The 12000-nt window shown below is 55.4% G+C and carries 9 protein-coding genes; 3 read left to right on the top strand and 6 right to left on the bottom strand.

Features of this window, described 5'->3' with window-relative positions; all coding sequences use genetic code 11:
* The 4 genes from ACJAXR_RS03185 to ACJAXR_RS03170 form a co-directional block, all read right to left on the bottom strand.
* The gene (locus ACJAXR_RS03185; RefSeq protein ID WP_415056781.1) at positions 1 to 1920 is read right to left on the bottom strand and encodes an SLC13 family permease; all 1920 of its coding nucleotides are present in this window, start codon (positions 1918 to 1920) and stop codon (positions 1 to 3) included.
* A gap of 41 nt (positions 1921 to 1961) precedes the next feature.
* Positions 1962 to 3341, bottom strand: a complete 1380-nt coding sequence (gene dbpA, locus ACJAXR_RS03180) for an ATP-dependent RNA helicase DbpA (RefSeq protein WP_415056780.1) — start codon at positions 3339 to 3341, stop codon at positions 1962 to 1964.
* 451 nt (positions 3342 to 3792) lie between these two features.
* The gene (locus tag ACJAXR_RS03175; protein ID WP_415056779.1) at positions 3793 to 4752 is read right to left on the bottom strand and encodes a diguanylate cyclase; all 960 of its coding nucleotides are present in this window, start codon (positions 4750 to 4752) and stop codon (positions 3793 to 3795) included.
* Positions 4753 to 4773: 21 nt separating this feature from the next.
* Positions 4774 to 5778: a response regulator gene (locus ACJAXR_RS03170; RefSeq protein ID WP_415056778.1), complete on the bottom strand. Its 1005-nt coding sequence runs from the start codon at positions 5776 to 5778 to the stop codon at positions 4774 to 4776.
* A 208-nt stretch (positions 5779 to 5986) separates the two neighbouring features.
* On the opposite strand from ACJAXR_RS03170, the gene ACJAXR_RS03165 reads away from it, so the two are divergent.
* The 3 genes from ACJAXR_RS03165 (at position 5987) to lnt (ending at position 10156) form a co-directional block, all read left to right on the top strand.
* The gene (locus ACJAXR_RS03165) at positions 5987 to 7045 is read left to right on the top strand and encodes a GGDEF domain-containing protein (RefSeq protein ID WP_415056777.1); all 1059 of its coding nucleotides are present in this window, start codon (positions 5987 to 5989) and stop codon (positions 7043 to 7045) included.
* 110 nt (positions 7046 to 7155) lie between these two features.
* Positions 7156 to 8277: an alanine dehydrogenase gene (ald, locus tag ACJAXR_RS03160; protein WP_415056776.1), complete on the top strand. Its 1122-nt coding sequence runs from the start codon at positions 7156 to 7158 to the stop codon at positions 8275 to 8277.
* A 247-nt stretch (positions 8278 to 8524) separates the two neighbouring features.
* The gene (lnt, locus tag ACJAXR_RS03155; protein ID WP_415056775.1) at positions 8525 to 10156 is read left to right on the top strand and encodes an apolipoprotein N-acyltransferase; all 1632 of its coding nucleotides are present in this window, start codon (positions 8525 to 8527) and stop codon (positions 10154 to 10156) included.
* Here lnt and ACJAXR_RS03150 read toward each other — a convergent pair.
* Positions 10153 to 11361, bottom strand: coding sequence for an NAD(P)/FAD-dependent oxidoreductase (locus ACJAXR_RS03150; protein ID WP_415056976.1), 1209 nt, complete (start codon positions 11359 to 11361; stop codon positions 10153 to 10155). The two genes, lnt and ACJAXR_RS03150, sit on opposite strands and share 4 nt — an antisense overlap.
* A 75-nt stretch (positions 11362 to 11436) precedes the next feature.
* The gene (locus tag ACJAXR_RS03145) at positions 11437 to 11964 is read right to left on the bottom strand and encodes an RNA methyltransferase (RefSeq protein WP_415056774.1); all 528 of its coding nucleotides are present in this window, start codon (positions 11962 to 11964) and stop codon (positions 11437 to 11439) included.
* Between the last annotated feature and the right edge of the window lie 36 nt (positions 11965 to 12000).

The raw sequence follows: 12000 nt of genomic DNA, 5'->3' as shown, positions 1-12000 counted from the left end.
CTATAGCGGCCAGATCCAAAGCAGTAGTGGGATGCTGACCGCTATGACGATCAGTTCTACCGGTAGGCCGAGCTTCCAGTAGTCGCTGAAGCGGAAACCACCGGGACCCAAGATCAGCGTATTGTTCTGGTGACCGATGGGTGTTAGAAAAGCGCAGGATGCGCCGATAGCGACGGCCATCAAATAGCTGTCTGCATTTACCCCGAGCAGTTGCGCGATACTCAGCGCAATAGGACACATGACTGCAGCAGTAGCTGCATTATTCATGAAATCTGACAACATCATGGTGATAACCAGTATTAACGTCAGACCTACTACCGCATTACCTTGCGCGACCTGTTCAAGCAGTGTTCTGGCTAGAAGATCGGCGGCTCCAGTCTCGGCCATCGCCCCGGCCAAGGGCATCAAAGCGCCGAGCAGGACGATGATTGGCCAGTCTACCGCATCATATATTTTGCGTAACGGAATGACCTTGGTCAGCATGTAGCCCAGAACCCCCAAGGTAAAGGCCAGGGCGGCAGGCAGAATACCAGTCGCTGCAAGCAGTACCACGCCCACCATTATGGCGACGGCGGTAAAGGCTTTCTTTTGGTCAGGGATCAGAATGGTTCGCGGTGCCAGAGGAATACACCGGTATTCGGATGCAAACATGCTTATGGCCTCGGGCCTGCCCTGCATCAGCAATACGTCGCCGGCGCCCAGAGGGGTCCAGCGCAATCGGCGGATGGAGCGGTGGCCCTGTCTGGATATGGCCAGCAGATTGATACCGAAGCGTGATCTTATCTGGAGATCGGTGGCGCTGCGATCGAGCAGCAGGGAGTTACCTTGGACGACCAGTTCCTGCAAGGTAATGTCGTCTTCACTGCTCCTGCCCTTCTTGTCGTCTTCGTCTGCCTTCCTGTTTTCTGGATCGGCGGGCGTCAACTCTGTGGTCGTCTCGATAGTGGAGTGCGCCTCGGTATCCTGTGCTGCCTCACCCGCACGCTCCTCTTCAGGCTCGTCCGATTCATCGCTGTTTTCTTCTCGCGTATCCACAGCCTCCTCTAGTTTGAGGCCGAGCGTAGTGAGGGTGGCTCCCAGTGCGTTTGGATCCGCTTCTATTACCAGTATGTCACCGGCTCGCAATATGTCGCCGGGCAAGGGCGAGACGACACGAAAATCATTGCGCACCAAGCCTGCTATTTGAGCATCTTCTTTATCGAGGAGCTCTTCAACCTCCCGCAGCCTGAGGCCCACCAGTTTAGCTTCTTCACCGATGCGTACCTCGGTCAGATAGGTTCCCGTATCAAAATTTTCGCCATCGTGCTTCTCCCGGTGCGGGACCAGCCAGCGTCCGAAGATGACAACAAAGATGACCCCTGCCAGCGCAACGGACAAGCCCACAGGCGTGAAATCAAACATTGTGAAGGGCGTACCCATTTCGACCCGGCGAAAATCGGCAACGATCAGGTTTGGTGGAGTACCGATCAAGGTAGTCATACCGCCGAGGATGGTGCCGAACGCAAGAGGCATCAACACTTTACCCGGTGCTAACTCCTGTCTTTTGGCGATTTGCATCGCAATGGGCATGAGCAATGCCATTGCACCGACATTGTTCATGAAGCCTGATAGTGTAGCGCCGAGAAGTGTCAGTGCCCCGATACTTAGAAGCGGGCCGCTGTCACGGGGCAGTATTTTTTGCGCCAGATACTCCACCGCGCCGGTGGACTGCAGGCCATAACCGAGGATCAACACAGCGGCGACGGTAATGACGGCGGGTTGCGCGAACCCATCGAATGCTTCCGTGCTTGGCGTGAGGCCGAGCATAACGCAGGCCAGTAGTGCTGCGAGTGCGATGATGTCGTGGCGCAAGCGCCCCCACAGGAACAGACCGATCGTTGCGGCCAGAATGCCGAAGATCAAAGCTTGATCAAGATTCATGATTTACTCGTAATGATGAGGCTTTTGAGCGATCGGGACCATCACATTAATCGGACCTTGAATCGGCGCCCCTTGATCTTGCCCTGCTCTAGGCGCTGCTGTGCAGTGGGGGCCAGGTCGCGCCTGACCGCTACCAGGGATTGATAATCAGTGATGCTGATCTTGCCGATTGCGTCGGCAGGCAAGCCTGCCTCCCCGGTCAGCGCGCCCAGCAGGTCGCCCGGGCGTACCTTGTCCCGACGGCCACCCGCAATTGCTAGTGATCGCATGGGCGCTATCAGAGGGGTATCCAGTCCGGCGGGCAGCGTCGACAGGGCATGCCAATCCAGCGGCTGTCCCTGCATGCTTTCGATTGCGTTGGCTCGACCGCCTTCGGAAGGGGCTACCAGGCTCAGTGCAAGGCCGGGCTCTCCCGCTCGACCACTTCGCCCGATACGGTGCGTGTGTACCGCTGGATCAGGAGACAGTTCCACATTAATGACCGCGGCGACACCGGCAACGTCGATACCCCGTGCAGCGACATCAGTAGCAACCAGTACGCTGCAACTCTGGTTGGCAAAAAGAGCCAGCACCTCATCACGTTCGCGTTGCTCCATATCGCCATGCAGCGTAAGAGCGCTTACCTTGTGGGCTTGCAGATGGTGCAGAAGATCCTGGCATTGCTGGCGGGTATGACAAAACGCAATGCAAGGTTGCAGGCGCTCGGCCGCGAGCAGGCGCACCACAGCTTGCATGCGCTCAGCCGGCACGATCTCGTAAAAACGTTGTTTGATGGGGTTTTGCGGCTCAACTTCTTCGATGCTGACGCGCTGGGGTGTTTGCAGAAAGCGACCCGCGAGTGCCTCTATCGACGGAGGAAAGGTGGCGGAGAACAGCAGTGTTTGGCGTCGTTTGGGTGCCAAATCGATAATTTCACTGATTGCGTCATGAAAACCCATATCGAGCATCCGGTCAGCCTCATCCAGCACCAGGCAATTGAGTCCCTTGAGTTCGAGAGTGCCTCGGTCCAAATGATCCTTGATCCGGCCGGGCGTGCCGACGACGACGTGCGCTCCCTGTTCCAGAGAGGCAGCTTGTGGACCAAAGGGCGTGCCACCGCAAAGCGTGATGATCTTGATGTTGGGCATGGCGCGAGCGAGGGTGCGCAGAGCGGTAGCGGTTTGCGCAGCCAGTTCGCGTGTGGGGCTCAGCACCAACGCCTGACAGCCAAAGAATGCAGGGTTCAGGGGTGTCAGCAAGCCTATACCAAAGGCTGCAGTCTTGCCGCTACCTGTACGTGATTGGGCGATCAGATCATGCCCGGCGAGAATCAGCGGAAGAGCTTGAGCCTGCACGGGGGTCATATGCTCAAACCCCAAATGTTCCAGAGTGCCCAGTAAGGCGGCAGATAGAGGCAGGGAGGAGAAAGAGGATGTCGACACGGGGCTTACCTGAGGCTTGATGGTCACCCAGTGTACCAGAGCGGCCTCTTCGCTGGCCGCGCAAATTTGACGTTTAGCGGCGGATGCGCGACTTGCGAAAGCCCCCATGGCTGGCGAAGGAGCCGGTATCTCCGGTGATCCAGAAAAGCGTGGCACGGAAAAAAGCGCTTGATCGGGATAAGTGGTAGCTGCGCGTCTTGTTGTACGCCTAGAACCAGCCCCGGCTGTTACTACTACTGCTCATGAAAATCACTCCTTGATGATCATTAAAACGGGAGATAAATCAGGCTATCCATACGGCGTGACAATATAACGGCAGATTCATCGCTCTGTGCTTTTATATGTCTTTTTAGTGACGTGTGCACTCCGGCGACGCATCTTACGTCAGAGTGATATCACATTAGAAGGGTAAGATTAGTTATTAGAAAAAATGATCGAAATGCGCCGTTTATTAGTCATTTTCGGCGACGGTAGTGCAATTTCGACCATTTTCCTTGGACTGATAGAGTGCCTTGTCTGCGGCCTCGATCAGTAGCGTGTGGTTGGGCATGTTGTCCTTCATGCTGGCGACGCCCAGACTGACGGTGACTTGGAGTACTTGACCTGCGTGGTCGATCTGCAGAGCTTCGATGGCCGTTCGCAAACGCTCAGCAAACTGGAAGGCGCCGTTGATAGCGGTGTCAGGAAGCAGAACCGCGAACTCTTCACCCCCGTAGCGTCCAGCGTAATCGGTTTCCCGCGCTAACAGTCGGGTGATTCGCGAGACCTCACGAATGACCTCATCGCCCAGCTGGTGGCCGTAGGTGTCGTTAAATTTTTTGAAGTGATCAATGTCGAACATCAATAGGCTCGTTGGGCTTTCGTAGCGCATGTGCCGCGAAAACTCGCGCTCCAGACATTGTTCCCAATAACGACGGTTAAGCAGTCCGGTGAGTCCGTCGCGCAGCGCCAGTTCCTGTAGCTGTGTGTTGGCTGACTCCAATTGTCGCTTGTTGACAGCAACATTGGTGACGTCATAGATGATCAGGCAAACGTGATCACTGACTCCGTTAGTACTGCGTAGCGGAAGAATTGTGACATTCTGGTACATCTCATCTGCCAGCCCGGTAATGGGCTGATAGCTCTTGAAGTGCACCAGGTTGGGCCGTTGTTCCCAGATTGTGAAAGCGCGCGTACCAAGCATTACTGCTGTTTCGACCTTGCGGCTGAACCAGTTACGTTCTATTTCCGGAAAAACCTCGAATAGCGTGTGCCCGGCAACCTCATCCGCACCGCGACCGGAATGATTTTCCATGAAACTGTTCCAGACTTCGATCTGGTATTCACGATCCATGACTACCACGCCGACATCGATGCTCTGAACCACGTCCAGAAGCCAATGGAGTTCGGTGATGTCAAACTGGGCGGGCATTATCCAATCCTTTTCCTGCGGTCAATTGATCATGTAGTCGAGTTTTTCGCGCAACCGGGGTACAGAGTCCTCGGTGAAAAGCAGCAGCAGGTCAAAATGAATGTCCAGATCTTCCAGTCCGTAAGTGATTTCCACGGCTAGGGTTCGTTTCCAGCGACGCTGATTAATTCGCACCAGGTCTTCGATTGGACAATGCTGGCCCAGTACCAGAGGGTGACCTTGTGACAAGCTGATATTCAACTGTTCCGAGAGGCCATTGAGGCAGGCACCAATGATAATGCTGGCCAGGTCGAGCAACATTTCCAGTCGAACCGATTCGTCTTCCTGAGCTTCCAGCAGCTTGGCGACATCATTCATTTCGGCGTCGTGGAATATCAACAACGCTTCTCCGGCCACACCGCCGCCGATGTAACCCTGGCAGATTGCGGTCAAGCTTTGTCCGCGCTGAGCGTCAGCCAGCGTCATGTGCAATTCGCCGACTTCCAGGATGTTGACATTGGGTATGGGCAACTGGATGAAAACACCCAGCACCTTGCTCAGTAGGTTGGCAGCCTGCCCCATTGCGATATTGGTCACTTCACGAAAAGCATCGCGAAAGGACACGTTGGGTAGGTCAGAAAATTCTGAGGTATTCTCCGATGGTGTCCGGGTCAGGGGTATTTTTACCCCTAGGGCACTGAGTGCATCAGCCAACTGCATGGGGTCGGCCGGCTTCTTGATGAAGGCTTTTGCACCAAGGGCTTTGGCCCTGCGGACGGCCTCGTCTTGAACGTCACCGGACACGACGATGACTTCAGCCTGGAGGCCTTCCTCGCGTAGCCTGCTGAGTACGCCAAAGCCATCCAGTTCAGGCATTGTCAGGTCGAGCAACACGATCTGGCCGGCACCCTGGCGTATGGCTTCCAGCCCCTCCAGTCCATTGGTGGCCTGGGTTATTTGAAAGGGCCAGTTGGCTGGTAGCGAGCGTATAAGCTGCTTACGCGCCATATTGGAGTCGTCACACACCAGCAGTGGTATGGTGCTCACATCCACTATCCTTGTTACATTAGTTTGTTTTTGGAGAAGTTGTCGCCAAGTGACGCTTGCCTGGGGCAGGCATTTGGCCATATTTTGCACAAGAATGCCAAAATGCACGGTCATTGAAAAGTGCTTGTGTGAGAAAGTCGAGCGTTTTTTGCCGATTTCAGGCCGATAAATGCGGGTAGATCAGAAAAGCCGGAACAGGAGTGGGCGGATGAGCGAGGGATTGGAGAGCAGTCAGCAACATAAGCGTCTGGTACTCAAGGTATTGTTATGGACCACAGTGGCTGGTGGGGTTGTATTTGCTGGCTTGAATGTTGGGCGTGGAATATGGTTGCTGGCAGCCGGCGAATGCGTTTTTGTTCTTTTCGTGCTCCTGGTCTTGCGCATTGTCGACCGCACGACACATTTCACATTAGTGACCGTCGCCTATCTGATCCCCTTCTTTACCCTGATGGTGCTTGCATTACTGCTCCCGCGAACTTCATTTACCGTATTTGCCTGGATCCAGATGATACCCATTATCTGCTATCTGCTGCTTGGGTTGCGCGGTGGATTCTGGATGTCAGTGGTATTCGTCAGCTTGGGTGTTGCTGCATTCAGTTACCGTTACAGCGGTGAAGAATATTTGTTGAGCTTAATGATGCTGGCGAATATCTGGATCAGTAGCATGGCGATCACGATGTTTTCCCACATCTATGAGCGCAGTCGGCTGGCGAATGAGGCCCGACTCATCGAGTTGGCCAGTACGGATAACCTGACCGGCCTAGCCAACCGCATGAAGCTTTCTGAAGTGCTTGAGCGCGAACGCAGTCATGCTTTACGTGATAATAAGCCGCTATCGCTGGTCATGCTTGATGTCGATTTTTTCAAGCGCGTTAACGATCAGTTTGGCCATAATGGTGGCGACCGCGCACTCTGCCATCTCGCTGAGGTGCTGAGGTCTCGCTTGCGAGACACTGATCTGCTGTGCCGGCTGGGTGGTGAAGAGTTTGCCGTACTGTTGCCTGGTGCAACTCTTGAGCAGGCGGCAGAGCTGGCTAATGATTTACGCCGGCATTTGGCAGCGCATCCCTTAGATATCGAATCGACTCAACAGATCATGACCTTTAGTGCCGGTGTCGCTACCCTCGGAGAGGATGGGCAAAGTCTGGACGAGTTAATGCAGACGGCAGATCGAAGGATGTATGAAGCCAAGGGTGCGGGCCGCGATCAGGTGGTGGCAGCTGGCCAGCAATATCCGCTTACTGCGCCTGTTTTGCAGACGCCATGACCTGTCTTTTCAACACAGCATACCTCTAATAAAAGTACGCACGCGTTGCACTCTTCTACACTCATGATATGGGCATGGAGTTTGGTCATGAATGTGAAAAGGAGAGCAATATGCAAATCGGTGTGCCGCGGGAAATCAAGAATCACGAGTATCGTGTAGGACTCACTCCCGCGGCTGTCGCCGAGTTGGTGCGTCAGGGTCATGGGGTCACGGTAGAGTTCGGCGCGGGCGCCGCCATTGGGTTTTCCGACGCCGATTACCAGTCAGCTGGTGCACACCTGGCGGGCGTTGAGGAGGTATTCGCCAAGGCGCGGATGATCGTCAAGGTCAAGGAGCCGCAGGCGAATGAGCGTGCTCGCCTTGGACCCGAACATACTTTGTTTACTTATCTCCATCTGGCGCCGGATCGGCCGCAGACCGAAGAGCTGCTGGCGAGCGGTGCTCTGTGCATTGCTTATGAAACAGTCACCGATGCACGCGGTGGACTGCCTTTGTTGGCGCCCATGTCGGAGGTCGCCGGACGAATGTCAATTCAGGCGGGAGCAAGCTGTCTGGAAAAAGCGCGCGGTGGGAGGGGCGTACTCCTTGGTGGAGTCCCGGGTGTACCGCGCGGACGTGTAGTCATCCTCGGAGGTGGCGTGGTGGGCAGTAACGCGCTGGCTATGGCCGTTGGTATGGGCGCTGATGTAACGGTCCTGGACAAGAATCCAGACGTTTTGCGGCAGCTTGATTTGCTCTACGGAAACCGCATTAATACGCTGTACTCCACCGCTGCGACGCTTGAAGAACAGGTGCTTGGTGCTGACCTGGTTATCGGCGCGGTATTGGTTCCAGGCGCCGCTGCGCCCAAGCTGATCAGCGCTCGATTGGTTTCGTGCATGCAAGAGGGCGCAGTGTTGGTGGATGTGGCTATAGATCAGGGTGGTTGCGCCGAGACGTCGCATGCGACTACCCATGCCGACCCTGTCTATATCATCGACGGGGTTGTGCATTATTGCGTAGCCAACATGCCTGGTGCCGTCGCTCGCACTGCCACTCAGGCGTTGAATAATGCCACCCTGCCTTTTGTGCTGGCGCTGGCTAACAAGGGAGTGAAAAAGGCCTTGGCTGATGATTCCCATCTGCGCCAGGGCCTAAATGTGATAGCGGGCATGCTTACGAATGCAGGCGTGGGTGCAGCTCTCGATATACCGGCCAAGTCACCAGAGGCAGGACTGGCTGCGATGTCCTGAGGGGCAGAAACAGATGTCTATGGAATTGAGCCTCGTTGCTCAGGTTTCTGCGATCCACATCACAGCCTGAGCGTCGAGTGGTTGGCAATCTTTGATCCGCAGGTCATTCTTCAGGCCTCGAGCGACCAGCATCACCCGTCAAGGTGATTGTTTCTGGCTATGTTTGTACTTACCCTCTTGCTTCAATAATTTGCGTATGTGTGCGCGGTAACCTGTCTGCACAGGCGTGCCTTGGAGATCTTGCGCGATGCTTCGGTCTGTCATTCCTTCAAATGCCGCGGACGATTCGGTATTACGTGACGGTTCGCGAGTACGCACAGAGTCACTTTTACAGAAAATCGCGCTCGCATTGCTTAGCGGAGTGCTAGTTGGTATTCCCTGGTTGAGCCCGGAGCTATATGCCACCGCGTGGTTTGGTTGGGTCCCATTGCTATTCGCCTTGCGCCACGCGAGCCTACGGGTAGCTTTTTTTTGTGGTTGGGTGACTGGCACAGTCTGTTTTGCTATCGCCAGCTACTGGATGCTGGATTTTGTTGCTAACCTCGATACGTTCTCTGCGCCACTCACAACACTTTTAAGTATAAGTTTTTGGGTATATGCCGGGCTCTCGCTTGGTTTTGGCTGTCTGGTTTTTCGCTGGTTGACGGTGCGACTGGAAGGCTGGGAACTGGTGGGATTTCCCTTGAGCCTAGTCAGTCTTATGGCTGTCTACCCGCTGCTGTTCCAGACTCATTTCGCCGAAGCGCAGGCGTCTTTTCTGAGTGGTCTGCAGGGTGTTGATCTGGTCGGTGCCAAAGGGCTTGACCTGCTGATGATGCTCTTCAGTGTTCTGGTATATCGGTTGCTGGTCGGCAGTCGGCGCAGAGCTATGCGGGGGAACATGGCTGCCCTCGGAGTGGTAGTGGCCTGGTTTGCCTACGGCGTATTCAGCCTCGCGTCCTGGGACAGCCGCATGCAGGATTGGGAGTTACGGCGCATTGGCCTTGTGCAGCCCAATGATCAAGTCACCTTGGATGTTCTCGAGCCGCCGAGTGGATTTAGCCGGGAAGAGCCCGAAGAGATGGCAGCCACCCGGCGACTCGCCCGTGCGGGTGCGCAAGTAGTTATCTGGCCTGAAGCACGCTACAAGGGGTATTTCGACAATTTCAGCGTGCGCCAGGCTTACGCCAAAATCTTGAAGCAGAGCGGTGTCGCGCTGATTTTTCATGATGCGGAGCAGCGCTGGCAGGACGGTCAGCCGATCAATTTTAATTCGGTTATACATATTGATCAGGAAGGCCAAGAGTCTGGTCTTTATCGCAAGATGCAGCGCATGCCCTTCGGCGAGTACCGTCCAGAGTCGTTCAGCATGCCGGGTCTGAATGGGCTAACCACATATCTGTTTGGTGAGTTCTTGAGGCCGCTCGCGGCCGGAACCCGCCATGCAGAATTTGCTGTCGACGGTATGCGTGTTGTGCCTAAGGTCTGTTATGAGACAGCCTTCCCCAGCGATGTGGCGCAAGCCATCGGCAGCGATGCAGCCGGCAAGGTGCTACTTTTCATCTCTCAAGACAACTGGTTCGGTGAAACGACCCAGCCGTTCCAACATCGGGCGATGTCGGTCGTGAGAGCAGTGGAGAATCGTGTGCCGATGATTCACCTAATCAACAATGGCCCCTCCGTTGTCACTGCGCCCAACGGCCGTACGCTTTCGTCCACTCAGGCTTTCTCTCGCGCTGAAGTAATAGCTGATCTGAGTTTTTCACCGACTTCAGGCGGTAGTCTCTATAGCCGTTATCCTCACGCTTTCGAGCGGCTCATGTTTGTTGCCCTGGCACTATTATGTTTAGCGGGCTTGGTATCCGGCCGCCGTCGACGTCGCGCTGCGGCTGTGGATTAGACGAACAGCCCGGCGGTATGGCCCGATGACCAGGCCCACTGAAAATTAAAGCCGCCCAGATGTCCGGTGACATCAAGCACCTCACCAATAAAGTACAGACCAGGCTGGTGTTTTGTTTCCATGGTTTTGGAGCTGATGCCCGATGTGTCTACTCCGCCGAGAGTGACCTCGGCGGTCCGGTAGCCCTCGGTCGCCGAGGGTTTCAGCATCCAACCGTTCAGCCGCGTGCCGATCTCCTCCAGAAGTCGATCAGACACTTCTGCCAAAGGTGATTCCTGTGCCTGGGGCCACCATAGCGCCTGCAGTTCTGTCACCAGCGCCTTGGGCAGTTTCTGTCCCAACAGCGTGCGAAGACGGGTTTTTGCATGCTGCTGTTTGGCCTGGAGCAGCCACTGGGTGGCGGCTACTCCGGGCATCAGGTCTAGACTCAGGGGGTCTCCGGGATACCAATAACTGGAAACCTGCAATATGGCCGGACCGCTGAGACCGCGATGGGTGAAGAGCATGTTTTCTGTGAAGCTTTGATTGTTACATGTGGCCGTTACTGCCACGGCCAGTCCGCTTAGTCGCTCACACAGGGACTTCATGCTGTCACTGAACATAAATGGCACTAGTCCAGCCCGCCGCTCGGTCAGCGCCAGGCCAAATTGCCGGGCAATGTCATACCCTATGCCGCTGCCGCCTAGCGTCGGGACTGATAGCGCGCCAGTAGCGACGACCAGAGATGTACATTGCATGTGTATTGCTTGTCCTGCTTGCTCCATCGCTAGACGATACATCGGCGCTTGGGCGTCGGGCGCAGTAACGGAAGAGAGCTCGCAGTGGGTTATCACCTCCACGCCGGCGTTGTCACATTCGGTCATCAGCATGGCGACAATATCCTTTGCCGAGTCCGTGCAGAACAACTGGCTATGGTTGCGCTCTTCGTAGCCTATGCGGTGCTGCTCGACCAGAGCAATAAAATCCCACTGGGTATAGCGGCTGAGGGCTGATTTGCAGAAATGTGGATTGGCCGAAAGGAAGTGCTCCGCTTCGACAAAGTGGTTGGTGAAGTTGCAGCGTCCGCCACCGGACATCAGGATTTTTTTGCCGACCTTGTTAGCTTTTTCCAGTACCAGCACGCGTTTGCCCCGGCGTGCTGCGGTGAACGCGCAGAGTAATCCCGATGCACCGGCGCCTAGAATGATGACGTCGTACTGCGGTATGGTCGATTTGGCTGCTCGAGACACGCGATGTTCCATGAAGATGGTGTAGCAGTATAAACAATAGTGTCCTGCGCTTCAGCGTTCGTCTGCGGGTATTTGCGCTTTTACTCGGACGCGATTGTTGGTATCGCGGCTCTGGCGGATCAACTGTTCACTGCCTGCCGCGTGGGAGGATTTCGCCAGGCGATCGTACAGTACCACATTGACGGTCGCTGCCAGATTCATGCAGCCGGTAGTCGGAATGAAAACAACCGAATCGGCCCGGTCGATCAGCATCTGATCAAGACTGCCGTCTTCAGGGCCGAATAGATAAAGAGCATGATCCGGGTGCACAAAAGCAGGCAGGGCAATGGCGCCTTCCACCAGTTCGACACAGACGATTTTTACCTCTGCAGCCAGATTCTCGGTGATGTCGCCAACGGGCATCAGCGGGATGCGTAACCTGGCATCACCCGTATCGGTATGAAAGCGCGCAGCTCGAGCATACCGGGCTCCGGTGTAGCGCACGGCGTTGGCGCCATAACACCCGGCAGCGCGCATCACCGCACCTACATTGGTAGGGCTCTTGGGATTGATCAAGCCGATACAAATGGACTGGTTCACGGGTTAGGGCTCGTCGGGTATTGACCGCCGTTGGTC

Origin of the sequence: Halopseudomonas sp. (assembly GCF_047631575.1) — a bacterium.
Classification (GTDB): Bacteria; Pseudomonadota; Gammaproteobacteria; order Pseudomonadales; family Pseudomonadaceae; genus Halopseudomonas.
The sequence above is the reverse complement of the archived record's forward strand: the minus strand, read 5'-3'. Positions and strand labels throughout refer to the sequence as shown.